The sequence below is a fragment of the Sphingobacterium composti genome, assembly GCF_009829075.1.
GTDB classification, from domain to species: domain Bacteria; phylum Bacteroidota; class Bacteroidia; order Sphingobacteriales; family Sphingobacteriaceae; genus Sphingobacterium; species Sphingobacterium composti.
Genome location: NZ_WUQZ01000024.1, coordinates 21,640 through 47,477, shown reverse-complemented (window position 1 = coordinate 47,477; position 25,838 = coordinate 21,640). Strand labels below are relative to the sequence as shown.

Sequence of the window (25,838 nt, the reverse complement as noted above, 5' to 3'; positions counted from 1 at the left end):
TTTATAATAATAAAAGAATACATTCCGCTATAGGTGATTTAACGCCTAATCAAATGGAAAAATACTTAAATCAAAATCGAAGAATGGCAGCTTAAAATTGTCTCCACTTTTTAGTTGCAATTCCATACCGTTTGAGCAGTAAGGTAATACGGCGATAGCCATAGCGCCCCTTATGGTCATGGTATATCCTGCTGATCAGGTTCTTGACCCGTTCATATTTGTCCGGTTGCCCGGCTTTCTTGGAGTAATAATAAAAAGCACTCCTTGCCATTTTAACACAACTCAACAAGATATCTAGGTCGAATTGATGCCTTAGCTCCATTATGGCTTGCGCTTGTTTTCTTCTTGAGCTAAGGCTTGGAGCTTTTTTAGCAATGCATTTTCCGTCCTTAAATACTCGTTCTCCTGCAAAAGTTCCTCCTCACGGCTAAGCGGCTTATTCGATTTTCTAACTTTCCGCTTGATCTGTTGGTTCGCTTTTTTAGTCATAGGTCGTCTTCCTTTAGCCCGCGGCTCCAATCCTGCTGGACCAAACTCATCCAGCCTTTTCTGCCAGTTGATGATGTGGGCATCCGAGGAAAGGTCGAAGCGTACGCGGGCCTCTTTCAAAGATAATCTTTCTTCACGGATTGCCCGAAGGACGGACAACTTAAAAGACGGACTAAAGATCCTTTTCTCTTTTCTGGGAAGAAGTCCTGAAGCTCCTTGATGCTTAAATATCCTATACCAGGTCTCTAGTAGTGAATAGGTAATTCCCAATTCTTTGCTAAGAGATTTTGCAGAGCGATACTGCTCATCCATTTGTTTTACACAGCTCAACTTAAATTCAAAGCTATGTGTCTTTTTCTTATTCATAAAAATGCCCCCAGAAAATGTCTAACTTTTTGGGGGGCACTGCATTTTTGGACAGCTTCTTTGGTTTAACTAGAAATTAGTATAATCCCAGTTACCTCTATACGGCCGTGAACGCATATTGTTGGCAAACGCATTATCAAAAATTTCATTTTTAGGATCCCATTTCAACGGTTTTTGCAATTCATATGCAATGTTTGCTGCATTGCAAACTGTGGCTGTACGATGTCCTACTTCAACTGAAGCAACAGGTGTTGTTCTACTTTTTATCGCTTTGATCCAATCTGCATAATGATCATCCGAAAAATGAACACGCTTATCAGATGATTTAAATTTTAAATCGTGCAATTTTGAATTGTCAAATCTTAAAAAAGATCTGGAAACCTCAACCTTACCTTCCGTTCCTATAAATTGTATAGCATTTGTCTCTCCCCAATTTTTATGATAAACTGTAGGCCCTTTATCATATTTATAATACAATCCAGATTGAGCTCCAGGCTCTTGCGGAGGAACAAACTCGATTGGTCCCGAGTCATCCATATCTAAAGCCCATTGAATAATATCAAACATATGTGCACCCCAATCCGTAATATATCCACCACCAAAATCTCTGTACCATCTCCATCCTGCCCATTGAGGAGAATCTATTGGAGGTGATAAATCGGGATGATATCCCCGGTATAAAGATGGACCTACCCACATATCCCAATCCAAATAATCAGGTGTAGGAAGTGTCGGTAAATCGCATTGTTTTACAGGCTCCCCTACGTGCACGTTTATACTTTGAACCTCACCTATATAACCATTCCTGATAATTTCTACCGCTTGCCTGAAATTATATTGCGAACGCTGCATACTTCCTGTTTGTAGCACTCGTTTATATTTATTAACAGCATTGCACATAGAACGTCCTTCATCAATTGTAAGAGCTAAAGGTTTTTCACAATAAATATCCTTACCATTTTGTGCTGCATCAATTACATGTAAGGCATGCCAATGATCCGGAGATGCTACTACAATCGCATCAATATCTTTTCGAGCTAATAATTCTCGATAATCGCCATACCCATCAACCTCTTTACTACTTTTTGAAGCATTAATCTTATTTGCTTGATTAATAAAACGAGCTAACTTTTGGCTATCGACATCCGATGCCGCAAGGACCATTGTTTCTGGGAGCCTCCCCAATCCATTCAGAAGCGAACCAACTTGCTTACCAACTCCTATATAGCCCAAATTTATTCGATCGCTTGGAGCCAAATAGCTAGTACCTCCCAATACATGACGAGGAACAATGGTAAAACTAGCAAATGCTAAAGCCGCGTTTTTGATAAAATCTTTTCTTTTCATAGTTTATTTTTGTTTATCGTATGCTTAAATATGGTTTTTTAAGCAATTAACATTTACATAAGAAAATGTTAATCGATATAATTATATTCTAGTTGGTTAACGCTATATCATAGAAGATATCTTATATCAAATGTAAAATTTTCGCGTTGCAAAACAAATAAAAAGATAGATATTTGAATTCGTTAAAAGATATAAAAGGTGTGAATAATCACCTATTTACTAACATATCTACTTTCATGCAAATGATTCTAAAATAATGCGTATTTTTGTATTTTAAATTGAAGAACGTTCAAAACTTACATACAATAATGATCCATTTCTTTGAGAACCCATCGAACATCGTTTATGCTGTTCAAAGTGTTAACTCTTTATCACAAGAAGACATTACTAAACTCAACTGGCTTTTCGGCAATGCCAAAAAACTTGACGACCAAACCCTTAACAATTTCTATGTAGGCCCTCGTGCAGCGATGATTACGCCTTGGAGTACCAATGCGGTAGAAATCACTCAAAATATGGGTATTGAGGGCATTATCCGTATTGAAGAATTCAATAAAGTGGAAGCTGATTTTACAGACTTCGACCCAATGATTTCGCAGAAATACGATGCCTTAACACAAGAAATGTACACGATTAACATCACTCCAGAGCCAATTTTGGAAATTGATGATATCGATGCGTATAACAAACAAGAAGGTTTAGCTTTAAACCCTGAAGAAGTTGAATACTTAAATAATCTATCGACTAAATTAGGTCGTAAATTGACTGATTCTGAAGTATTCGCTTTCTCTCAAGCTAACTCGGAGCACTGCCGTCACAAAATCTTCAATGGTACTTTTATCATTGATGGTGAAGAGCAACCGACTTCTTTATTTAAATTAATCAAGAAAACATCTGAAACGAATCCTAACGAGATTATTTCAGCTTATAAAGATAACGTAGCCTTTATCAAAGGTCCACGCGTTACTCAATTTGCCCCAAAATCTGCGGACAAACCTGATTTCTACCAAGAGATAGAGTTCGAATCCGTATTATCCGTAAAAGCAGAAACACACAACTTCCCTACTACGGTTGAGCCATTCTCAGGCGCGGCTACAGGTTCGGGTGGTGAGATTCGTGACCGTCTAGCTGGTGGTCAAGGTGCATTGCCTTTGGCTGGTACAGCGATTTATATGACGGCTTATTCTCGTTTGTTGCAAGACAGACCTTGGGAAAAAGCAGTTCAAGAGCGTGAATGGTTATACCAAACACCAATGGATATCTTAATCAAAGCGTCTAACGGTGCATCTGATTTTGGTAATAAATTTGGTCAACCATTAATTACAGGTTCGGTGTTGACTTTCGAACACGAAGAAGAAGGTCGCAAATTAGGTTACGATAAAGTAATCATGCAAGCTGGTGGTGTGGGTTATGGTAAATTAGAACAAGCTAAAAAACATACTCCTCAAACAGGCGATAAAATCGTTATCCTAGGTGGTGAAAACTACCGTATCGGTATGGGTGGTGCTGCAGTATCATCAGCGGATACAGGTGCTTTCGGTTCGGGAATTGAATTAAATGCGATTCAACGTTCTAACCCTGAAATGCAAAAACGTGCGGCTAATGCCATTCGTGGCTTAGTCGAATCAGATAATAACCCTATCGTTTCTATCCACGACCACGGTGCAGGTGGACACTTAAACTGTTTGTCTGAATTGGTAGAAGAAACAGGTGGTTTAATCGATTTAGACAAATTACCAGTGGGTGACCCTACCCTTTCTGCAAAAGAAATTATCGGTAACGAATCCCAAGAACGTATGGGCTTGGTGATTGCAGAGAAAGATATTGAAACTTTAAAACGCGTTGCGGATCGTGAGCGTGCACCTATGTATACTGTGGGTGACGTAACTGGTGACCACCGTTTTACTTTCGAGTCAAAAACAACTGGTGAAAAACCAATGGATTATGCCTTAGAAGATTTCTTCGGTTCTTCTCCAAAAACATACATGAAAGATAACACTGTCGTGAGAAATTACGCAGATGTGGAATATAATGTTGCTGACGTTCCTACTTACTTGAATCATGTATTGCAATTAGAAGCAGTGGCTTGTAAAGATTGGTTAACAAACAAAGTTGACCGTTGTGTAGGTGGTCGCGTAGCAAAACAACAATGTGCAGGTCCATTACAATTACCATTAAACAATGTGGGTGTAATGGCATTAGACTTCAAAGGTAAAGAAGGTATCGCGACTACAGTAGGTCACTCTCCAGTTGCGGCTATCGTTGACCCTGCAGCTGCTTCAAAAACGGCAATTGCTGAATCTTTATCAAATCTAGTTTTCGCTCCTATCAAAAATGGTTTAGCTGGTGTTTCTTTATCGGCAAACTGGATGTGGGCTTGTAACAATGAAGGCGAAGATGCACGTTTGTACCAAGCAGTAAAAGCTTGTTCGGATTTTGCCATTGAATTGGGAATCAATATTCCGACAGGTAAAGACTCATTATCGATGAAACAAAAGTATCCGAATGGCGAAAATGTAATCGCTCCAGGAACTTTGATTATTTCAGCAGCGGGTAACTGTACAGATATTACTAAAGTTGTAGAGCCGGTTTTATCTAAAAATGCAGGTTCTATCTATTATATCAATTTATCAAAAGATAGCTTTAAATTGGGCGGTTCTTCATTCGCTCAAATCTTGAATAAGATTGGCAAGGAAGTTCCAACTATCCAAGATGCTGCTTATTTCAAAAAAGCATTTAACGCTATCCAAGATTTAATCCAAGCGGGTCAAGTTGAAGCTGGTCATGACGTAGGTTGTGGTGGTTTAGTGACGACTTTATTAGAAATGACTTTTGCAGATGTGAACTTATCGGCTAACTATGATTTATCTGGTTTAGGCGAATCAGATACAGTAAAAGCATTATTCAACGAGAACATTGCGGTAGTATTACAAGCAAAAGATGATGCAGCTTTCGAAGCTGCAATAGCAAAAGCTGGAATCGAAGCCGTGAAAATCGGTCAAGCAATTGAAGGTACAGAAGTAACTTTCAAAAACAACGCAGATTCATTTACTTTCAACGTAACGGAAACTCGCGATACTTGGTACAAAACTTCGTATTTGTTAGACCAAAAACAATCGAAAAACGGTACGGCTGACGAACGTTACAATAACTATAAAAATCAACCATTAGCGTTCAACTTCCCTGCGCAATTTGATGGAAAGAAACCAGCTTACAATGGCGCTCGCCCGAAAGCTGCTATCATTCGTGAGAAAGGATCGAACTCAGAGCGTGAGATGGCGAATGCGATGTATTTAGCTGGATTTGATGTAAAAGATGTACACATGACAGACTTGATTTCTGGTCGTGAGACATTAGAAGACATTCAATTCGTAGGTGCTGTGGGTGGTTTCTCTAACTCTGATGTATTAGGTTCGGCAAAAGGTTGGGCTGGTGCTTTCAAATACAACGAGAAAGCAAAAATCGCTTTAGAAAAATTCTTCGCTCGTCCGGATACAATGTCAGTAGGTATCTGTAACGGTTGTCAATTGTGGATGGAGTTGGATTTAATCAATCCTGACCATGAAGTTCACGGTAAAATGCACCACAATACTTCAGGCAAACACGAATCTAACTTCGTATCGGTAAAAGTACAAGACAACAAGTCTATCATGTTGAGTACTTTAGCAGGTTCCACTTTAGGCGTTTGGATTTCACATGGTGAAGGTAAATTCAAATTACCTTACAGCGAAGACCGTTACAACATTGTAGCAAAATACGCTTACGAGCAATATCCGCACAATCCAAATGGTTCGGACTTCAATACCGCGATGATGTGTGATGCGACAGGTCGCCACTTGGTAACAATGCCACACATCGAGCGTTCTATCTTCCAATGGAACTGGGCGAACTACCCGGCTGGACGTCAAGACGAAGTTTCACCTTGGTTAGAGGCATTTATCAATGCCCGCAACTGGTGTTTAGAAAACAAGAAATAAGTTGGACAAATTGTAATATTTGGAATTCTCCTGCGCTAAGAAGTGTAGGAGGATTTTTTATTTATGTTTTTCTACTGAAATTTTCAATTCGCGAATCGCGAATTGAAAATTTATGATTATATTTGTATTAATATGAAAAAGAAACATAATGGTATACGACCTCAAGATTTAATCATTTTATTAAAAATAATTATTATTAAGAATGATTCTTGGTTTGCAATAGATATTGCACAACAACTAAATCTCAGCGCATCATTCGTTTCTGAATCTTTAGATAGAAGCAAGTTTTCTGGATTATTAAGTGAAGATAAAAAAAGGGTTAATAAACAGGGGCTGTACGAATTATTGATTTACGGATTGAAATATATATTTCCTGCCAAACCTCAAGCCTTAGTAAAAGGTATAGCAACAGCTTATTCTTATCCAGAATTTAACAATGAATTCAGTAGTACTGTAGCCTGCGTATGGAAATGTGATGATGGGGATATTATTGGGCAAGAAATAGAACCACTTTACGAGAAACAAACTATTGCGGCACTCAATGACTCCCAATTATACAAAGCTTTGGCATTATTAGACTTATTGAGAATAGGTAATAAAAGAGAAATTGCTTTTGCACAGAAAGAATTGAAAAAAATAATTTTAGACTAACATGAGCCCTTCTGACCATATTAATATCGTTCGTTTAAAGGCAATCAAAAATGCATTAGTTGCTTTGGAAAAAGAGATAGTCTTTGTGGGCGGTGCCATACTTTCATTATATAATGACTCCCCTATTATTGATATCAGAATCACGAACGATATTGACGTTATCATTGAAATTCTAAACTATCGTGAAAGAGCTAAAATTGAAGAACAATTAAGGGAGATAGGCTTTCATCATGATGTAGAATCTGGAATAATTTGCCGATACCGTCATCAAGGATTAATCGTAGACATTATGCCTACGGACGATAATTCTATTGGATTCAAAAACAAGTGGTATCCATTGGCTTTTGAGACAGCAGTAGAATATTATTTAGACGAACGAACAATTATAAAAATACCAACTGCACCATGTTACATAGCAACAAAATTTGAAGCATTCAAAAGTAGAGGGAATTATGATGGATACAGCAGTCACGACTTCGAAGATATTGTTTTTGTGTTGCAAACTAGAAGTACAGTTTGGAACGAAATGAATGATGCATCTGAAGATTTAAAACATTACTTGAAAGAAGAATTTACTCAATTATTAAATCATTCCTATTTGATGGATTGGCTTGATGGCAATGTAGATCATAAACTGGGGAGCAACGCGACTACAAAAATTCATCAAAAAATGACAAAATTCGTTCATGAATAAGTTGGACAAATCGTAATATTTGGAATCCTCCTGCGCTAAGAAGTGTAGGAGGATTTTATTTGATATATTTGAATTAAACCTTTTATTTAAATAATTATGAGTAGCCAAGAATCCAATTTAAGAAAAGATTTTATTTATAAACATTTACCCTATCGTCTAAATGTGCTAATGTCTCATGATATTTTAACTCATCCATGTAGTAAACCAATATTAGAAAATGAAAAAATAATATTAGAAAGGTCACTTGAAGCATCAATAGTTTTTGGAAGATTATTGATGAATTTTCTTGGAGTAACAATAGAAGATAAAATAGATAAAAAATTCAAACGTTATGGAAAGCGAAATACTGATTACGATATACAAAATTTAGGGTATGATTATTTGGATTTTAATCATCCAATATTTAAACAAAATGAAAACGAAATACATACATTAATAAAATACGCTAACAAAACCGTTGCACATTGCACCTCCATATTTCCTTCAAATGCAGAACAAGACCAATTTAAAACAGCTAAGAAAGCTATATACGAACTTGTTATAACTCATATTACTGAAATCGACAGAAGTAAGTTGAGTTGGGAAAAGTATAAGTAGTGATTCCCGATTTTTACAACATAGATTAATGATTTTTTATTTTCTATTAAGAAGCTCATCTATTAATTTGTAGTATTTTCAATTATAACTATCTTTAAAATTCAACTTATAAATCAACAGAAAATTATGGTATTAGAAGTAGTAAAACTAACAGTTAAGGAAGGACAACAAGAAAACTTTGAACGCGATTATAAAAAAGCGGCGCAATACATTTCGGCAAGTAAAGGTTATATCAAACATTCTATTCATAAGAGCTTAGAAAAAAGTAATGAATATATTCAATTCGTTGAATGGGAAACTTTAGAGGACCATACGGTAACTTTTTTCGAGTCTGAATTGTTCCAAGAGTGGGCAAAATTATTGCATGATTACTACGACCCAATGCCTACTGTAGAACATTACGAAACAGCAAATTTTCTTGGATAATAAACAAGACTGCAGATAAATCACCCTTATTCTGTAAAAAATTAATTCTTATCTTTGTAAAGTCTTCCTATATGCGGGACAAAGAATATTTTTAATGTAAAATGCGTTATACATCAACCTAATCATTGATTATAACATTATCCAAAAGAAGATGTATACAAAAGAAAAAGCTGTAGTAAATAGTTTTATTGTAGACCATACAATATTGAAACAAGGTATATATGCCAAGGCTTCAAAAACAAATGAATCAGCGGTAAATGCTTATACCACATACGATATTCGTATGATTCGTCCGAATTCTCCAGAGAGAATGCTTTCTCCAGAGGTAATGCACACGTTGGAGCACTGTTTTGCGACAGAAATTCGTACGATTTTAGGCGACGAGGTTATTTATGTCGGTCCTATGGGATGTTGCACAGGCTTTTATGTGGTATTAGCAGGTACAAGTAGAACTCCTCAAGACATTCAAGCGTTGATGAAACAAGTATTGGAAATCATCTTGGAAGAAGGTTATGAAGTTCCCTTCCAAAATCCAATCAGCTGTGGAAACTATACTTTTATGGACTTCGAAAACACATTAAAAGCATGTCAGAATTATTTAGATTTAATTAATGCGGGCAAATTAGAATTCGAATACCCTTACATACAAGAAGCGTAAATGACACTTAATAAGCATATTAAAACTGTCATTTTAGTTGCGAATAAAAATGAACTTGCTTTTGAAATAGCAGATGATTCCATTGCGGTTTATGAAATTGGTGTAGGAAAGGTTAATGCATTAATTGCTTTATCCAAATTGTATCAGCAAATCCAAGTATTGGAGATAAAACCAATTTTGCTAAATGTCGGGACAGTTGGTTCTATAAAATATCCAATTGAGCACGTATTGTATCCAACATATTTTGCGCAAGGAGATGCTTATACAGAAGGATTTTTCTTAGAAAACACGAAGTTCTTGGTTGGAAATGGAAAAATTGAATCAGTAGATTTAGAAGATTTTGACTACAACAAAGCCTTACTAACTTCCGATCGATTTATTAATACGACAACGGCATTTTATCAGGATATAAAAAATTTGAATGCAGAAGCTTTTGATATGGAAGCTTATGCATTAGCTGATTTTTGTTATCAACATCAATTGCCACTATACATGATTAAAATTGTATCAGACAATTGTGATGGCAGCGTCAAAGATTGGGAAAATATATTGGGAAAAATATCTGGTAAATTGGGACAAATTGTCTCAGATTATTTAAACAATTTACCCATATAATACAAGTAGAGCTTCTAAAATTAGAGGCTCTACTTGTATTATATGATTTTTATATTCAGAATTAAACCTCTACTTAATTTTGGCATCTAATTCATGTACTAATATAACTCATTATGAAAACCTTGCTAATAATCCTAATTTCTTTTTGTGCATTATCATTCTTACAAGCTCAAGAACTTGAAAAACTCAGTAAAGCTAAAGCTAAATATGAATATTGTGAAATTTTATCCAAAAGCAGATTATTGAGTTCAAAACCAAAAATAACTGTTGATTTCGGTCAAGCATATTCTTTTTGGAAGGACAAAAGAGTGTTGAAAGATGAAAATGGCAAAGCAATTCAATTTAATAGCTCTATTGATGCACTAAACTATATGGCATCCTTCGGTTGGGAGCTGGTCAATACCTATTCGATTATAGACTCTGATGATTACAAAACTTTTTATTACGTTTTGAAAAGAGAATTGACTGAAGAAGAAAAGGAAGGTGATATTTAAATATCGCCTTCCTTTTTTGTAATCTTTATTTTCCAATTCCCACTTTCTAAAGGGATATACTGTCCTTCGGTTAATGTTGTATTGATTTTTTTAGCTTTACTCTTTGCTTCGATAAAATAATTTCCTTTTTGAAATGGGAGTTTAAAATGTGCTGTTGATTTTGCTGGAACAGACAAATTTAACAACATTTCATCACCTTTGTTTTTGATTTCCAATTTAATATCACCTTTTATAGAGGGAACCAAAGTCTTTAAATCAGTTATTCCATCTACCTGGGGAGCAACTATAAATTCTTCGTACGCGGGCTTTAATGGCCTAACGCCAGCCATATATCCATGTAGTACACTCAAGCCCCCACCACTCCAAGCATGATTGACTGTGCCTCCACCAAAACCTTCCTTACCAATTCCCCATCCTTCAAATAAAGTTGTGAAATATTTATTGTTTACCATTTTATCAAATCGCTTCTTATGTCGTTGATTAGCTTGCTCTACTAAACCCATTCGATACATAGCCTCAAAGACATATTTTTCCATATAAGGACTAGCGTGATAATGCGTGTCAAACACCTTTTCTATAGCTTCGTATTTATCTTCATCTGCTACTCCTGAAACAACAGCCAAAGCATGAACTCTGTCGTCAGTCAATCCATCATACGTCAAAGAGCGGTATTGACCATTATTCCAATACACTTCATTAAATGCATTTTTCAGTTTTTCCATTTTGAATTTAAGCTCCTCTTTATCCTTCGTTAAACCAAGCTCATTTGCAATTTCGAATTGACTTTTTAATGCTAAGTAATACCACAAATTATAAAGCAGAGGAATATCTTTATTTTCTCCCCAATCACCCCAAGTCCAGCCTCCTTTTCGAAATTTTACTAAACCATTATCCTCAAACTCCCAAAGATTCATATATTTTTGAGTTCGTGGATAAGTCATTTCTATCAATTCGCGATCACCAGTATGTAGATAATAAGTCCAAACACCATAATACCCTACTGTAGCTAATACTTGTCCTGGCAATTCATTATCCCATATTACCGATGGAATAGGCGAATACAGACTTCCATCTTCTCTCTGCCAATCAAACATTTCTGTTAACCATTTTTTGGATAATGCGTGCGATGAAACATCCAACGCATAGTAAGACTCTTCGCTTTCCAGTACGGCATCGCCTGTCCACAATGCACGTTCGCGATCAGGGCAATCCATAAAATTATCCCGCATAGTCACATATAAAGTTCTACGCGACTTTTGCCACAACGTATTGAAAAAATCATCAGAACATTGAAATTCACCTGCAAATTCGGTATTATAACCTGTTTCTCGATAAGCGATATAATCAAATTCTATAGCTGGTGGAGCTACAATATAAATATAATGTCCATTCATCCAACCTGGACTTTCATAATACTGCTTTCCCTGCTTAGTGATATACTCTGCACGAACAATATCAGCTCCTCCGTTGTAATGATAATAATTATCTGTAGCCAACACTATTTTTTGTCCTGATGATGTGTTTTTCAGTGCTATTATCGGCGTAAAATGCATATTATATGGAAGTTTGCATTTAATGGTATCTCCCACTCTTATAATATCTCTTTTATCAATCTTTTTGATTCCGTAGTCTTTCCAAAGAGGAATAGAACGTTTTACAAGATTATTCCAAGGCGCACTTCCTGCTCTTCCTAATTCTATCGCCCGAGGCATGGATGAAGAAATTTTATCAAGAGACATGGAACGGTTATCCTCTACACGAGCATCAAATAATAGACTTGATTCTGGTAGTCTGAAATTAGAGAACGGTTTGTCAGCTGTCTTGAATCCTGAAATTCTCGTTGCTTTCCATGTAGAGTCAGATAATACAGTTAATTCTTCTGTTTGTAAATCAAATAATAATCCAGGTATACCGCTGTCATTATGGGAGAATCCTTGTTTTCCAAAATGCCATAAATCTATTGCAATTAAGTTTTTGCCAGATTTCAAATAAGGAGCTATATCCACTTCATCGTAATAAGTATCTCGTATATTGGGACCTCTCTTAATTCCACCTTCAAAAACAACTAATTTTCCATTGATATAAAGCCAATATTTGCTATCCACTGCGATTTTAGCCAATGCCTTTTTAGGTACATTCTCGACATTTATCTCTTTGGCAAACCCTATCCATACATTAGTTTTATCATTTTCAGGCAAGTTCATAGAAATCCATTTAGCTTTCCAATCTTGCGCCCTTAATTCGCATAAAGTACTTATAAATATTAATAGTGATAGCAATAATTTAATAGAACACAAATAATTCATAAAGGCTTAGTTGTTTTTAGGTTATAAAAAATATATAGGTAAAAATTCTTCTGGTAATAGCTAATTTATAAATAATCTATGGAATTAAGTATATAACAATTAAAAACATCTATAACATTTTTACAATTAAAATTACAATTTACGACAACTATCTTCCTGCTTTTTTGTTTGATATGTATACGCACATGCTATAAGCTACTATTTATATTATAACTATGAAAATTGCAATAATATCTACTTATCCAGATCAAAAATGTGGAATTGCCACATTTTCTCATGATTTATACAAAAGTCTATTATTATCTTCTGATGACACCGTTCATATTATTGCTGTAACGGATACTTGTACAGATAATTTTCCAAAAGAAGTAGTTTATAAAATTGCGAAGCATAAGCTCAAAAGTTATATCAAGGCTGCAGATTTTATTAATGAATATGACTTATGTATTATACAGCATGAATATGGTATTTTCGGAGGTGAATGTGGAGATTATATTTTGCAATTAACTAATCTTCTTCACATACCTATTATTACCAACTTTCATACTATTCTTCCAAAGCCTTCTACTAAAGAGAAAGAAGTATTACAAGCAATTGGTCACATCAGCACTATGTTGACAGTAATGACAAATTGGGCTGTGAATATGTTACATTCGATATATCAAATCCCTACTGATAAGATTCAGATGATTCCTCATGGTGTACCTGTATTTGATTATAAACAAGATGAGGCAAAGAAAAAATTAGGTTTAGCGGACAGAAAAATACTTTTAAGTTTTGGTTTCTTGGGCAGAGGAAAGGGATTCGAAACAGCAATAGAAGCTGTGAAAGATGTCAAAGATCCAAATTTTAGGTATATTATATTAGGAATTACCCATCCCAATGTAGTTCGTGAAGAAGGTGAAAGCTATAGAGAACTACTTATGAATCAATGCAAGGATTATGGAATTGACAATAAAGTGATTTTTGTGAATGAATTTGCATCAGATGAGTTATTGATAAGTTATTTAACTGCTTGTGACATCTATGTCACACCATATCCAAATGAAAATCAAATCAGCAGTGGCACTTTAACATTCGCTTTAGGTGCGGGCTCTGCTGTTATCTCTACACCATATCTTTATGCTAAAGATTTACTCAGTGAAGAAAGAGGCTTACTATTTGATTTTAATAATTCAATGCAATTAGCAACACACGTCAATAATTTATTTGAAAATCCCGATTTACTTGCGAAATATAGAAATAATGCACGCGTCCATGGCGAAAAGATGCAATGGCCAAATATAGGTAGGAAATATTCCAGATTGGCACAATCAATTTATAAAAGCAATAAAAAATTATTCAAAAGAGCTTAATTAACCATTTCTATGTTATTATCACATTATAAGTACACATATGCAGATGACATTTGGATTTGGAACAAATTAAAAAATGTGTCATTTGATCTTGCGCATATTGAACGACTTACAAATGAAGTAGGTATTGTCCAACACGCAAAATATGCTACTCCAGATTATTCTCATGGCTATTGTTTGGATGACAATTCTCGTGCATTGATGCTCTCGGGTCTTACGAATGTTATTTTTCCTGGAAATAGCGATAAGCTAATAGATACTTATTTGGGGTTTATTCTTTATATGCAAAGAGAAAATGGTCTATTTGGCAATTTTCTATCTTTTGACCATCAATTTTTGGATGAGTATGGCACTGAAGATGCTTTTGGACGTACGATATGGTCTTTAGGAAGTCTTATGAATAACGATGAAAGACCACATGTCCAATTATTACTAAAAGAAATCATTGATAAGGCATTCCCTCATATAACAGAAATAAAGTCACTACGAGCTGCTGCATATTCACTCTGTGGATTAGTTCACATGCATAAATCCAATAAATACGGTAAAAATTTGATTCCGGAGATTTATTATTTAGCGGATTTTATTTGTAATGAATATGAAAAAGCTTCGGATGATGACTGGCAGTGGTATGAAAGTATTATTTCATATGATAATGCCATTATCCCTTATAGCTTGATGCTTACTAAAAATATTCTTTTTGAGGAGCGCTATCTATTATATAGTATTGAAAGTGCTGCTTTTTTGGACAAAATACTTTTTGAAGATAACAGATTACAATTAATTGGTAATGAGGGTTGGTACCCAAAGAATGGAACAAAATCTTATGTAGGGGAGCAAGCCATTGAAATTCCTTCTTTAATATTAATGTATCAAAAGTTAGCAGAAATAAATAATGCTCCTTGTTATTACGAAAAAGCCAAAAATGTATATGCTTGGTTTCATGGCAATAATCGTTTAGGTTTAGAAATATTTGACTCCTTGACAAAAGGTTGTCGTGACGGTCTTGATAAAAATACAGTAAATCAGAATCAAGGTGCAGAAAGTACTATTAGTTACTGGCTTGCCTATTTATTCTTACATTATGAGGAATATTAGGTCTATAATATACTTAAAAAGGAGTTCAAATTATTTTTGAACTCCTTTATGATAAAATTTAAAATTTATTCCTTCTAAAAGCTATATATTAATTTTTTGCTGTGCTAATTGAGTAAGGGAAATCTGAAGCATTAATTCCTCTCGATTTATTTGGAACTTTATCCATCACAAAATTTAACTTAGTACCTTTTATTAATTCACTATGCTTTAAGTAGTTTTTTGTATAATTTTTACCATTTAGCTGAAGAGACTTGATATATCTATTCTCTAAATTATTATTAATTGATTGAATATCTACTTTCTTTCCGTTTTCTAAATGAAGAATAACCTTATCAAATATTGGTGAACCTATTACATATTCGTCAACAGCAGGTGTCACAGGATAGAATCCCAAAGCGGAGAACACATACCAAGCTGAAGTTTGGCCATTGTCTTCGTCACCACAGTACCCATCAGGATTAGGGGAATACATTTTGTCCATAGTCTCGCGTACCCAATATTGAGACTTCCATGGTGCAGCTACATAATTATATAAATATGTCATATGTTGTATAGGCTGGTTGCCATGCGCGTACTGCCCCATATTTACAATTTGCATTTCGCGAATCTCATGTATTGGAAAACCATAATAACTATCATCAAAAATCGGAGGTAATATAAATACGGAATCCAATTTGTTTTCCATAGCTTTATTACCACCCAATAATTTTGCTAATCCCGCAAAATCCTGGAAAACCGACCAGCTGTAGTGCCAACTATTACCTTCAGTAAAGGCATCTCCCCATTTGAATGGATTAAATGGAGATTGAAAAGTTCCGTCCTTATTTTTACCACGCATAAGACCAGTCTCTGCATCAAAAAGCTTTTGATAATTGTATGCTCTGTCTTTGTAAAACTCCTGATCAGCATTCCCTTTTCCTAACGATTTAGCCAATTGGTAGATTGAAAAATCATCGTATGAATATTCTAAGCTTCGAGCAACATTTTCGTGAATTTTAACGTCATATGGTACATAGCCAAGTTCATTATAATATTCTGCCCCAGCTCTTCCCACAGCAGTTATTGGACCTGCATTTTTAGATCCTTTTACTACAGCTTCATATAATGTCTCAATATCTTTAGATTTTACACCTTTTATCCATGCATCAGCAACTACCGAAGCGGAATTGTTACCAACCATAATATTCCTATAGCCTGGACTTGCCCATTCAGGTAACCATCCACCTTCGCGATATGCATTAGCTAGTCCTTCTTGCATTTTAAGACTCATGTCAGGATACATTAGATTTAAGAACGGGAATAAACTTCTAAACGTATCCCAAAAACCTGTATCAGTGAACATATATCCTGGTAATACTTCTCCGTTGTACGGTGAATAATGAACGACTTGATTATTTGCATCGTACTCGTAAAACGTACGAGGGAAAAGTAGAGAGCGGTATAAGCAAGAATAAAATGTGCGTAGCTGGTCAATAGTTCCCCCTTGTACTTCTATTTTACCTAATTCTTTATTCCAAATATCCTCGCCTTTTTGTTTTACTTGGTCAAATGTTAAATTATTAAGTTCACGAAGATTAAGACCTGCTTGGTCGTGAGAAATAAATGATGATGCTACTTTTAGTAAAACTGGGTCATGCTTACCAACAGTTTTGAACCCAAGAATAGCGCCCACATGATTTGCTTTTACCATATAACGCCCATCTTGCAGAACAGAATCTGCAAATGTCGAGACATCTTGGAAAGGTTTATTGAATTCTAAAACAAAATAGTTTTTAAAATTTGATGGCACACCTCCACTGTTTTTAGTTGTATATCCAATTATTTTGTTTTCTTTTGGAATGACCTCTACGTAAGAACCTTTATCAAAAGCATCGATTAACACATAAGCTTTATCAGTCTTTGGAAAGGAGAAACGAAAATAAGCGGCACGCTCTGTAGGTGTTACTTCTACATTCGTATCATAGTCAGCTAGATATACTGAATAGTAATGTGGTTTTGCAATTTCAGCTTTATGTGAAAAATAACTAGATCTTTTATCTTGATCGAAAGTCTTATTATCAACCATAGCCATGATGCTAAATTGACCATAATCATTCATCCATGGTGATGGTTGATGAGTTTGCTTTATCCCTCTGATTTTCTCTGCAGTATACGTGTACATCCATCCATCGCCCATTTTGCCTGTTTGAGGACTCCAAAAATTCATTCCCCACGGAACAGCTATTGCTGGATAGGTATTACCACTAGAAAGAAAATAAGTTGACTGTGTACCGACTAGTGTACTGACATAATCAATCGGCTTACCTACATTCGAAATTCGTTGCGCAAACGAATCAGAAATGCAGGAGACAAGTGTTATTAATACTAATAAAAACTTTGGTTTCATCTTGGTTGTTTTTTTATGAAAATTAAAGATGAAAATTATCAATGACAAAACCAAAGCTAAATTATTTTAGCACATCAAAGAACTAAAACTAGTTTACCTAAAAACTCACCACTCTCCATTAATAAATGTGCATTTTTAGCGTCTTTAAAACTGAATTCTTTAAAAATTGGAGATGTCAATCTTTTCGATTCGATCAATGGTAAAACTTTCTTTACAATCTCATTAGTCAAGTCCTTTTTGAATTCTAAAGATCTATTACGCAATGTACTTCCAGTAAGTGTTATTCTTTTTTGCATTAATTTGAATAAATTTAGTTCCACTTTCGATCCTTCCATTGCATTGATATAGATCAACCTACCATCTTCGTTTAATACATTAATATTTTTGTCAAAATATCCTCCGCCGATATAATCCAATATTACATCAGCTTTGGAAGAATGAAGCAAAGACTCAAAATCCTCTTCTTTATAATTAATAACTTGGTCTGCGCCTAAAGAACGTACAAAATCTTCTTTCTCGCGTGTACTCACAGTTGTAATAACATATGCACCGAAAAGCTTTGCCAATTGTATAGCGGTAGAACCAATTCCTCCTGCCCCACCATGAATTAAAACTCGCTCTCCAACTTCTAATTTTCCACGTTGAAATAAATTATGCCAAACCGTATAGACCGTCTCAGGAAGAGTCGCTCCCACTTCATAGCTAATATTTTCGGGCAATGGAATTACTGATCCGTAATGCACATTAACGTATTCTGCATAACCTCCTCCCGATACTAAAGCCATTACTCGTTGTCCAACTTCTATTCCTATTACCTTATCACCTACTTTCTCTACAATCCCAGAAACTTCTAATCCAGGAATGTCTTGTACTACATTTTGAGGAGCTGGATACTTACCTTGCCGCTGAAATACATCTGGACGATTTATTCCCGCAGCCTTTACTCGAACCAGAATTTCATACTCAGTGATTGTAGGCTCTTCTCTTTCTTGAACAACAAGCACCTCTGGCCCACCAAATTCACTTATAACAATTGCTTTCATTTTCTATTTTTGCATTCTTATATTTAAAGACAACATAAAATATCTTCCAAGTCTATTTTTACGTTCTTCAAATACATCGTTACCTATATATTCTGAATATATACCCATTTGTTTGTTTTGATCAAATAAATCATATGCTTGTAAACGCAATAATGCAGTACGGTTATGCAAAAATGTAAATTCCATAAAAGCATTCATTAAAGTTTGGTTTACGTTCATGATTTTATTAAAGTATCCATCGTTATAACGCTGTGACATCTCGAATCCTAAAGAAAAATTATTTTTCACATATCCTTTAGCACCAAGCCCCATAAATAGAGTTTCAACATTGATTTTTGTACGATAAGGAATGTCAAAGCTGGCTCTATTAAGTGAATAATTAGCATTGAACATGCTTTCTACATAATCCCCTAAGGTGTATTTCAACTGAACAGCTTTATTGAATATGAATTGTCTGGTGGTGCGTTCTCTATCTTCGATAAAGGAAATATTATTGTAATAATCAAAACCACCAGTCATTTCCAGCATCCAATTATCATTTTCAAATGGTGTGTTGAATATATAATTCCAACGCCAATCGTAATAGCCTTTCGAATTTCGGAAAGTGGTTTGTTGAACTGTTGTATTTTCAATAGGTCTTTTATCTGTTACAATTTTATCTTTTACATAATTGTATGCAAAATTTGTTTCGAGATATTGCATTCGCGTAGGCAAAAACGCACGAAATGTGGTGACCAAACCATGGGAAAATTCTGATTTTAGTTCTGGATTACCCAATACGATATTTCTTGAGTTCGTATTATTAAAAACCGGTACTATTTGAAAAAAACTTGGCTGATTATTCTTACCTCTATAGCTTACCTGAAAATCAACATTATCTGATAATTTATAACTAAAATTAGTCGTAGGTACTAAATTGATATTCTCATAGTTATAGTTTAGCGTATCATTCAAAACTTTACCTACCATGCGAATAGGCTGAACGGCAAAACCAATATTAAACTTAACTCGTTTATTACGTGTGAACTGATAAATAAGCCCTACCTTATTACTATTAAACTTATAGCCATAATCTACAGTCAACGAATCTATAATGTTAGATTGTCGAGCATCTTTCCAATTATATACATAGCGTTCGGCATCAATATTATTATGATCATATTCATACTTAAACTCAAAAACACTATGCGTCATAAAAGGCTCTACAAATGATAATGACAGGTTTGCCGTACCATTTCTGTTATTTTGATCAATAAATTGGCGATTTAGCTCTTCTAAATCCTCGATGCCATTTCTATTAGTAATTTTGAATATCTCGTTTACAAATTGATTATTGATCAATGTATTAGTTTTGGCATTGAATTTACCAACTAATTTCCTGTCCTTTTTAGTGAAAAATTTTGAATATAATACTTCGATATCCGCAATAGGTATTTTGTGACTCGCTGAATCTATGTTCGTTCCCTCACTTTGCTGTTGGAAATTACTAAGATCAGAACGTTTATTGTTGTAAATTGATTTGGTATTGTAGGTTAAATTCCCCTCTATCTTTAATATATCTTTGTTTTGAAGCTTTCCATCTAAAAACAATCTTAATCGATGGTTATCATCTTCTTGTTCCTCATCGTAGGTTTCGTTTTTAGAAATCGTATTTCCTATATAAGTTGATTTCATCAAAGAATACCCACTAATTGATATATTCTTTTTTACATAATTGTATGAAGTATTTAGTCTAGATTGTTTTCCTATTTTTTGGGCCATATTTATTCCTACGGAGGCAGTAGTATTGATTCCATCAATAGGGTCTATAAACTCATCAATATCTAGTGTTGAATTATTTCTTTTTCCTCCAGAAATATCCCCATATGAAAATAAATTGGTATTTGTATTATTAAAAGATCCTAATAAAGACAGTTCATTACCGTCATTAAATCTATTGATTCCAAAACTTCCCAAATATCTACCATTTGTACCAGATCCAATTGTCAATTGTCCAAAATGCAGTATTTTTCTGTCTTCCTTCAAATTAATATTTAATAGCTTTTCCTTTTCCTGATAATCTGCAATTCCGGTTTCTGTTCCATCGCTTTTATTGTTTAATTCTATTAATTGAATATTATTAATGTAATCGACGGGTAGATTTTTAGTTGCAGTAATTATATCTCCGCCAAAAAACTCGTTATTATTGACTTTAACTTTTTTGATATGATAACCATTAAAATAAACAGCTCCATCACGACTAATTTGGAAACCAGGTATTTTTTTTAATCCATCCTCTAATAATGTCTGCTTACGGAATGAGAAAGCGCCAAGATTATATTGAATAGTATCGCCATTGACGACCATAGGAATAACCCTCGTGACCGAAACATCCTGAATAGCGTAAGTACCTCTGTGCAGTATATGGTCTGGAATCACCGTATAGCTTTTTGATAAATCAATCGTATAGCTTTCCAAGTCCGCAACATATCCTAACATATTGAATCCTAATTTAATTTGAGAGGATTCTATAGATTTGAAGCGATAAATTCCAAGAGAATTGGTAATACTTATTGTGGTGTCTTTATCTGTGTATAATCGTACTATAACATCCTTAATCGGATTTCCTACTGAGTCTTTTACAGCACCACTAATCTTTACTTGTGCATATAGGGAACTACTTGCTATATATATAACAAAGCCTATAATGAAGATTATATTCCGCTTAAAAAAAGACACAGTTTACTTCTTGAAATACCGTCACTCAATATACTAAATAAATGCCATTGAATGAACGTTAACGGTAACTTTTATATAAAACGATAAAGTTAAATTTCTAGTATAATAAAAAAGGAGATATTGTAGTTCAATATCTCCTTTTCATTAATACTTAAATATTTATTATTCGCCATCAAAGCAAACTTTTACTAAATGTCTGTCAATTTCCCAACGACCAGTACCTTCTTCACCTATTACATCAAATAATTCTAAGATACGACGACATACAAACTCTTCTTCTACTTGCTCAGATAAGAACCAACTTAAGAAGTTGAAAGTAACATAATCCTTTGACTTAGCACATTTGTCCGCAATATTATTGAATTGCTCAGTAACAAACATTTCTTGCTCTAAAGCCTGCTCAAATACACCGCGAAAGGATTCAAAATCAGATGGGATATTTGTCACTTCTGGAGAAATAGCTTTACCTCCACGGCTACTTACATAATTAAACAATTTTAACATATGCTCACGTTCTTCATCAGATTGTTTTGCGAAGAATTTAGCCGCGTTGTCTAATCCTTGTTCGCCACACCATGCTGACATTGCTAAATAAATTGCAGATGAATGTGCCTCAACTTTGATCTGTGCATTTAATATATTTTCGATCTCTTCTGATAAAGATGATTTTAATTTCAATAAATCTTTCATATATATAAAGTTTTATAGTTACAATTATTTAATAGCTAACTAGCAATAGTTGTACCACTGATTAACTAATACAAATATAAGGCGAGGATTTAGGAAATAGATGAAAAAAGTGTTATACGAATTCAGTCTAAATTAGACTAAGAAATTGTAAGTTGTTTAGAATCAGTATAATTAAAATTAGAAGGCAATTACGGCTCCGCGACGTAAAATCGTCTTTATTTGTGCATTAAGTTCGATCATAAATTTTGCGCCATCTAAGATTTCGCGAAGATTCAAAACATCTTCAACAGATAATATGAAGCAACGATCTGTACGGAAAGGCATTAAAATTTCGAAATCCGAACTTCTAGATGAATCACATAACATCTTTTCGATGTCTATATTGTCAACTCGCTTCTTAAAAGCAAAGAAATCGCTTACGCTAAAAGATGTCGTAGTATCTTGAAATTCTAACCAATAACAGTTTTTTCGGCTGCATTGATATACTGCTCCTACTTGTGTAATAAATACCTCTTCTACGTTAGCTAACGGACAAATCATTTTTACCCCTATTCAAATTAACAGTACAAATATATACGTTATTAAGAATTAATCCAAATAAAATCGATTGTCAAAAAGGTAATTATTATTTTTTTTCCATAATGCAATATTGTAGCTTTGCTTCGAATGAAAAGTTTGTTGATATATATCCTGATACCGATTATGTTGTTGCAGTGCAACATGACATTAGTGATATGCACTTCATTCTATTACAACCAAAACTTTATTGAAAAGTACCTATGTGTGCAACGTAGCATGCAACACAACACATGTCATGGACAGTGTTACCTCATGAAAAAACTCAAAAATCAACAAGAAAAGGAACAACAAAATTTTAAAATAAATCTACAAGAAAGTATAGCTGTAAATCCTACTCAAATTTTATTTCACGCAAACTCATTGTCTGATGTAATTGAAATTACCTACAGCATTTATACTTCTAATTTAAATCCCCGAGAATTTATTTATTCCTTGGATCGCCCCCCTCTTTTCGTTTAATCCATCTTTTCTTATTTAAAATTTGAATACAACTTACTAAGTAGCTAGTCTATTTTGGTGAATTGTGATTATTTAATCATATAAAATATATTTTATGAAAAATTTGCTATTGGGTCTTCTATGTTTGATGACCTTATTAAATGCATGTACAAAAACTGATGATATCAATGTTGATGACAATAAACTCGGTCAAGTCAAAATAAAATTTGATCATATAGTCGGAGCAAAGAAATTGCAATTAAACGAAGGAAATTATTCGAATGAAAGTGGAGAAACATTTAATATATCCCTATTAAAATATTTTGTCAGTAATATTAAATTCACCAAAACGAATGGAGATATAATTACAATTCCAAAAGAAGATTCGTATTTTTTAATAGACGCCACAGACCAAGCGTCATTGCAGCCTATCCTTAATATTCCCGAGGGTGATTATAAAACTTTACAATTTAATGTGGGGGTGGATAGCCTTGCAAATACCATCCCAATTGAGCAAAGAAAAGGCGTTTTGGATGCGTCAGAAAATGGTATGTATTGGGAATGGAACTCTGGATATATACATTTAAAAATAGAAGGTACATCACCTCAATCACCCAACGCTACCAAAAGCTTTAAATATCATATTGGCTTTTTTGGTGGTTACGATACACCTACAGTTAATAATAATCGAACTGTGAAGCTTGACCTATCACAAGCTGGAACCAGTAAAGTACAAGAAAATTTATCTTCCGACATACACATCATGGTAGATTTAGGTAAAATATTCGATGGTTCCAATACAATTTCTATCAAAACTAATCCAGTAGTAATGCATTCTGGGCCTCATTCTAAGATAGCTGATAATTATGCTACAATGTTTAGGCATGATCATACGCACAATTTTACCAAAATAGCATCAAATGAAAAATAAACAAAAGCTGATTGTATTTTTTGTTTTATGTTTTGGTATATGGGCTTGTAAAAAAGCAGATGATTTGAATCTTACAGAGATTGTAAGATTCAAATCTCCTTCGTATTTTCCTGATCCTACCTATAGTTTTGCATTGACACCATTGAGTCAAGAGACATTCGAATTGGGCAGAAAACTGTTCCATGATGGTTTGTTATCAAGAGACAATACGATTTCGTGCGCGAGTTGTCATATTTCCCAAAATGCATTTACACACCATGGTCATGATGTAAGTCATGGAATAGATGATCAACTTGGCATTCGTAATTCTCCTTCATTAGCTAACCTTGCTTGGTCGACTTCTTTTTTTTGGGATGGAGGTGTCAAGCAGCTGGATCTAACCGCCATTGTTCCTATCCACAATCCTATAGAAATGGATGAAAGATTAGAAAATGTTGTGAAGAAATTGCAAGCGCATAAAGAATATCCTTTGTTGTTCGAAAAAGCTTTTGGTGATGAAAATATCAATTCCAATAATATACTAAAAGCACTCTCCCATTTCATGGTTATGTTGGTTTCAGACAATTCCAAATATGACAAAGTCAAAAGAAATGAAGCAAAATTTACTGTTGAAGAAGAAAATGGATATAAGATTTTTCAAGTAAAATGTAATTCATGTCACAGAGAGCCATTGTTCACAGACCATAGCTTTCGAGACAATGGATTAGGTTTGAATGCTGCAAAAGATTTAGGAAGGAATGAAATTACGTATTTGGAAGAGGATAAGTTGAAATTCAAAGTCCCAACATTACGCAATTTAAAGTATACCCCGCCATATATGCATGATGGAAGCATTTATACTTTAGAAGGTGTGCTAAAACATTATCAAAGAGAAATTAGACTTACTGAAAATCTAGATCCTATTCTCAAAGAAAATAAAGGCATTCCATTAGATAATAAGGAAATCAATGATTTATTATCCTTTTTGAATACACTGAATGACGAGACATTCGTAAACAACAAAATATTTACCAAACTATGAAAAAAGCAATAACTATACTAATAACAATACTTGTTTGTAACACAACTTCAATTTTGGCTTGTGAAATTTGTGGTGGTGGCTTAGGAAATAATTATACAGGGCTTTTGCCCAATTTCAATAAACGTTTTATCGGTATTCGCTATCATTTCAATCAAGTCAAAACACAATTGGACATTAATGGCAATGAAACAGCACTAACAAATCACGAGAAATACAAAACCGCAGAACTTTGGTCAGCGTGGAATATTGGCACACAATGGCGCGTAATGGCAATTATTCCATATAGTAATATCCAAAAGTACAATAATGGTACTGATAAATCGGCTAAGAAATCCGGATTAGGAGATATCAATTTAAGTGGCTATTATAATCTTATTAATAAATCAGAAAAATTCAATCAAAATCTTTGGTTAGGATTGGGTGTTAAATTAGCTACAGGACAGTATAATAAAGATGAATTCAGCAGCACAAATACTACTAACATATATCAATTGGGAACAGGTAGTTATGACTTTACGACTTCTGTAAATTATGATTTAAGTAAAGATAATATCGGGATCAATACAAATGTTAGTTATAAGATGAATACAAAAAATAGTGATGAATACCAATATGGAAACAAATTAACCTTGAATGGTAGTGTTTACTATAATATCTTATTAAAAGAAAAATATAGATTTCGTCCAAATATTGGTATCCAACATGATACGCAAGCTAGAGATAAAAGTATGGGCTATAAAATTGATCACACTGGTGGATATAACACCAATATCAATATAGGTTTGGAAAGTACTATCAATAATTTAGCAGTAGGATTTACTTACCAAAAACCATTAAGTCAGTATGTAAGTCATGGTAGAACGGAATTACAAAATAAATTTTTGATTCACCTAACTTTTATGTTTTAAATACAAAACTTATCAATTTAAAAACGTTAGGAAGGAAATACTGTAACTATA

The 25,838-nt window shown here is 34.1% G+C and carries 23 protein-coding genes; 14 read left to right on the top strand and 9 right to left on the bottom strand.

What is annotated here, in order from left to right:
- Positions 1-91: 91 nt before the first annotated feature.
- From GOQ17_RS16615 to GOQ17_RS13760, 3 genes are all read right to left on the bottom strand, one after another.
- Positions 92-271 carry an IS3 family transposase gene (locus GOQ17_RS16615; RefSeq protein WP_159638291.1) on the bottom strand — a complete coding sequence of 60 codons (180 nt, stop codon included), beginning with the start codon at positions 269-271 and terminating at the stop codon, positions 92-94.
- A gap of 50 nt (positions 272-321) precedes the next feature.
- Positions 322-855 (bottom strand): helix-turn-helix domain-containing protein, encoded by a 534-nt coding sequence (locus GOQ17_RS13765; RefSeq protein ID WP_159638289.1) that lies wholly within the window; start codon positions 853-855, stop codon positions 322-324.
- A gap of 69 nt (positions 856-924) precedes the next feature.
- A complete protein-coding gene (locus GOQ17_RS13760; RefSeq protein WP_159638287.1) occupies positions 925-2,202 on the bottom strand; it encodes a Gfo/Idh/MocA family protein in 1,278 nt (425 codons plus the stop codon).
- 308 nt (positions 2,203-2,510) lie between these two features.
- Here GOQ17_RS13760 and purL point away from each other — a divergent pair, with 308 nt between their 5' ends.
- The 8 genes from purL (at position 2,511) to GOQ17_RS13720 (ending at position 10,314) form a co-directional block, all read left to right on the top strand.
- The gene (purL, locus tag GOQ17_RS13755; RefSeq protein ID WP_159638285.1) at positions 2,511-6,179 is read left to right on the top strand and encodes a phosphoribosylformylglycinamidine synthase; all 3,669 of its coding nucleotides are present in this window, start codon (positions 2,511-2,513) and stop codon (positions 6,177-6,179) included.
- 132 nt (positions 6,180-6,311) lie between these two features.
- The gene (locus GOQ17_RS13750) at positions 6,312-6,830 is read left to right on the top strand and encodes a hypothetical protein (RefSeq protein ID WP_159638283.1); all 519 of its coding nucleotides are present in this window, start codon (positions 6,312-6,314) and stop codon (positions 6,828-6,830) included.
- Position 6,831: 1 nt separating this feature from the next.
- Positions 6,832-7,524, top strand: coding sequence for a hypothetical protein (locus tag GOQ17_RS13745; protein WP_159638281.1), 693 nt, complete (start codon positions 6,832-6,834; stop codon positions 7,522-7,524).
- A 96-nt stretch (positions 7,525-7,620) separates the two neighbouring features.
- Entirely contained in the window at positions 7,621-8,121 is a 501-nt protein-coding gene (locus GOQ17_RS13740) for a hypothetical protein (protein WP_159638279.1), read from the top strand.
- Between the two features lie 126 nt (positions 8,122-8,247).
- A complete protein-coding gene (locus GOQ17_RS13735) occupies positions 8,248-8,547 on the top strand; it encodes an antibiotic biosynthesis monooxygenase family protein (protein ID WP_159638277.1) in 300 nt (99 codons plus the stop codon).
- A gap of 151 nt (positions 8,548-8,698) precedes the next feature.
- Positions 8,699-9,205, top strand: a complete 507-nt coding sequence (locus GOQ17_RS13730; protein WP_159638275.1) for an S-ribosylhomocysteine lyase — start codon at positions 8,699-8,701, stop codon at positions 9,203-9,205.
- Positions 9,206-9,820, top strand: a complete 615-nt coding sequence (locus tag GOQ17_RS13725) for a 5'-methylthioadenosine/S-adenosylhomocysteine nucleosidase family protein (RefSeq protein WP_159638273.1) — start codon at positions 9,206-9,208, stop codon at positions 9,818-9,820.
- A 113-nt stretch (positions 9,821-9,933) separates the two neighbouring features.
- The gene (locus GOQ17_RS13720; RefSeq protein WP_159638271.1) at positions 9,934-10,314 is read left to right on the top strand and encodes a hypothetical protein; all 381 of its coding nucleotides are present in this window, start codon (positions 9,934-9,936) and stop codon (positions 10,312-10,314) included.
- Here the strand turns inward: GOQ17_RS13720 and GOQ17_RS13715 are convergent.
- Positions 10,311-12,620, bottom strand: coding sequence for an alpha-L-rhamnosidase-related protein (locus GOQ17_RS13715; protein ID WP_159638269.1), 2,310 nt, complete (start codon positions 12,618-12,620; stop codon positions 10,311-10,313). The two genes, GOQ17_RS13720 and GOQ17_RS13715, sit on opposite strands and share 4 nt — an antisense overlap.
- A 215-nt stretch (positions 12,621-12,835) precedes the next feature.
- Here GOQ17_RS13715 and GOQ17_RS13710 point away from each other — a divergent pair, with 215 nt between their 5' ends.
- Both GOQ17_RS13710 and GOQ17_RS13705 read left to right on the top strand, forming a co-directional pair.
- Entirely contained in the window at positions 12,836-13,975 is a 1,140-nt protein-coding gene (locus tag GOQ17_RS13710; RefSeq protein WP_159638267.1) for a glycosyltransferase family 4 protein, read from the top strand.
- 12 nt (positions 13,976-13,987) lie between these two features.
- Complete coding sequence (locus GOQ17_RS13705; RefSeq protein ID WP_159638265.1) at positions 13,988-15,073, top strand: hypothetical protein; 1,086 nt, start codon at positions 13,988-13,990, stop codon at positions 15,071-15,073.
- A gap of 88 nt (positions 15,074-15,161) precedes the next feature.
- On the opposite strand, the gene GOQ17_RS13700 is transcribed toward GOQ17_RS13705, so the two are convergent.
- The 5 genes from GOQ17_RS13700 to GOQ17_RS13680 all read right to left on the bottom strand — a co-directional run bounded on the left by GOQ17_RS13700 (position 15,162) and on the right by GOQ17_RS13680 (position 22,450).
- Positions 15,162-17,459: a GH92 family glycosyl hydrolase gene (locus tag GOQ17_RS13700; protein WP_159638263.1), complete on the bottom strand. Its 2,298-nt coding sequence runs from the start codon at positions 17,457-17,459 to the stop codon at positions 15,162-15,164.
- Between the two features lie 74 nt (positions 17,460-17,533).
- Positions 17,534-18,502, bottom strand: coding sequence for an NAD(P)H-quinone oxidoreductase (locus tag GOQ17_RS13695; protein ID WP_159638261.1), 969 nt, complete (start codon positions 18,500-18,502; stop codon positions 17,534-17,536).
- 3 nt (positions 18,503-18,505) lie between these two features.
- Positions 18,506-21,220 carry an outer membrane beta-barrel protein gene (locus GOQ17_RS13690; protein WP_159638259.1) on the bottom strand — a complete coding sequence of 905 codons (2,715 nt, stop codon included), beginning with the start codon at positions 21,218-21,220 and terminating at the stop codon, positions 18,506-18,508.
- Between the two features lie 162 nt (positions 21,221-21,382).
- Positions 21,383-21,910, bottom strand: a complete 528-nt coding sequence (locus tag GOQ17_RS13685; RefSeq protein ID WP_159638257.1) for a ferritin — start codon at positions 21,908-21,910, stop codon at positions 21,383-21,385.
- 177 nt (positions 21,911-22,087) lie between these two features.
- A complete protein-coding gene (locus GOQ17_RS13680) occupies positions 22,088-22,450 on the bottom strand; it encodes a DUF6686 family protein (RefSeq protein ID WP_159638255.1) in 363 nt (120 codons plus the stop codon).
- Positions 22,451-22,741: 291 nt separating this feature from the next.
- Here GOQ17_RS13680 and GOQ17_RS13675 point away from each other — a divergent pair, with 291 nt between their 5' ends.
- The 4 genes from GOQ17_RS13675 (at position 22,742) to GOQ17_RS13660 (ending at position 25,787) form a co-directional block, all read left to right on the top strand.
- The gene (locus GOQ17_RS13675) at positions 22,742-22,948 is read left to right on the top strand and encodes a hypothetical protein (RefSeq protein ID WP_159638253.1); all 207 of its coding nucleotides are present in this window, start codon (positions 22,742-22,744) and stop codon (positions 22,946-22,948) included.
- 94 nt (positions 22,949-23,042) lie between these two features.
- Entirely contained in the window at positions 23,043-23,858 is an 816-nt protein-coding gene (locus GOQ17_RS13670) for an MbnP family protein (protein ID WP_159638251.1), read from the top strand.
- Positions 23,848-24,879 carry a cytochrome-c peroxidase gene (locus tag GOQ17_RS13665; RefSeq protein WP_159638249.1) on the top strand — a complete coding sequence of 344 codons (1,032 nt, stop codon included), beginning with the start codon at positions 23,848-23,850 and terminating at the stop codon, positions 24,877-24,879. The genes GOQ17_RS13670 and GOQ17_RS13665 overlap by 11 nt, the downstream gene beginning before the upstream one ends.
- Positions 24,876-25,787 carry a transporter family protein gene (locus GOQ17_RS13660; protein ID WP_159638247.1) on the top strand — a complete coding sequence of 304 codons (912 nt, stop codon included), beginning with the start codon at positions 24,876-24,878 and terminating at the stop codon, positions 25,785-25,787. Before GOQ17_RS13665 ends, GOQ17_RS13660 begins: the two co-directional genes overlap by 4 nt.
- Positions 25,788-25,838: the final 51 nt, after the last annotated feature.

Excerpts from the sequence above, each read along its gene's own strand:
- GOQ17_RS13765 (WP_159638289.1), bottom strand. The coding sequence starts at position 855 with ATGAATAAGAAAAAGACACATAGCTTTGAATTTAAGTTGAGCTGTGTA.
- GOQ17_RS13665 (WP_159638249.1), top strand. The coding sequence starts at position 23,848 with ATGAAAAATAAACAAAAGCTGATTGTATTTTTTGTTTTATGTTTTGGT.
- GOQ17_RS13750 (WP_159638283.1), top strand. The coding sequence starts at position 6,312 with ATGAAAAAGAAACATAATGGTATACGACCTCAAGATTTAATCATTTTA.
- GOQ17_RS13720 (WP_159638271.1), top strand. The coding sequence starts at position 9,934 with ATGAAAACCTTGCTAATAATCCTAATTTCTTTTTGTGCATTATCATTC.
- GOQ17_RS13660 (WP_159638247.1), top strand. The coding sequence starts at position 24,876 with ATGAAAAAAGCAATAACTATACTAATAACAATACTTGTTTGTAACACA.
- GOQ17_RS13675 (WP_159638253.1), top strand. The coding sequence starts at position 22,742 with ATGAAAAAACTCAAAAATCAACAAGAAAAGGAACAACAAAATTTTAAA.
- purL (WP_159638285.1), top strand. The coding sequence starts at position 2,511 with ATGATCCATTTCTTTGAGAACCCATCGAACATCGTTTATGCTGTTCAA.
- GOQ17_RS13705 (WP_159638265.1), top strand. The coding sequence starts at position 13,988 with ATGTTATTATCACATTATAAGTACACATATGCAGATGACATTTGGATT.
- GOQ17_RS16615 (WP_159638291.1), bottom strand. The coding sequence starts at position 271 with ATGGCAAGGAGTGCTTTTTATTATTACTCCAAGAAAGCCGGGCAACCG.
- GOQ17_RS13735 (WP_159638277.1), top strand. The coding sequence starts at position 8,248 with ATGGTATTAGAAGTAGTAAAACTAACAGTTAAGGAAGGACAACAAGAA.
- GOQ17_RS13700 (WP_159638263.1), bottom strand. The coding sequence starts at position 17,459 with ATGAAACCAAAGTTTTTATTAGTATTAATAACACTTGTCTCCTGCATT.
- GOQ17_RS13730 (WP_159638275.1), top strand. The coding sequence starts at position 8,699 with ATGTATACAAAAGAAAAAGCTGTAGTAAATAGTTTTATTGTAGACCAT.
- GOQ17_RS13715 (WP_159638269.1), bottom strand. The coding sequence starts at position 12,620 with ATGAATTATTTGTGTTCTATTAAATTATTGCTATCACTATTAATATTT.
- GOQ17_RS13725 (WP_159638273.1), top strand. The coding sequence starts at position 9,206 with ATGACACTTAATAAGCATATTAAAACTGTCATTTTAGTTGCGAATAAA.
- GOQ17_RS13745 (WP_159638281.1), top strand. The coding sequence starts at position 6,832 with ATGAGCCCTTCTGACCATATTAATATCGTTCGTTTAAAGGCAATCAAA.
- GOQ17_RS13710 (WP_159638267.1), top strand. The coding sequence starts at position 12,836 with ATGAAAATTGCAATAATATCTACTTATCCAGATCAAAAATGTGGAATT.
- GOQ17_RS13695 (WP_159638261.1), bottom strand. The coding sequence starts at position 18,502 with ATGAAAGCAATTGTTATAAGTGAATTTGGTGGGCCAGAGGTGCTTGTT.
- GOQ17_RS13685 (WP_159638257.1), bottom strand. The coding sequence starts at position 21,910 with ATGAAAGATTTATTGAAATTAAAATCATCTTTATCAGAAGAGATCGAA.
- GOQ17_RS13680 (WP_159638255.1), bottom strand. The coding sequence starts at position 22,450 with ATGATTTGTCCGTTAGCTAACGTAGAAGAGGTATTTATTACACAAGTA.
- GOQ17_RS13740 (WP_159638279.1), top strand. The coding sequence starts at position 7,621 with ATGAGTAGCCAAGAATCCAATTTAAGAAAAGATTTTATTTATAAACAT.
- GOQ17_RS13670 (WP_159638251.1), top strand. The coding sequence starts at position 23,043 with ATGAAAAATTTGCTATTGGGTCTTCTATGTTTGATGACCTTATTAAAT.
- GOQ17_RS13760 (WP_159638287.1), bottom strand. The coding sequence starts at position 2,202 with ATGAAAAGAAAAGATTTTATCAAAAACGCGGCTTTAGCATTTGCTAGT.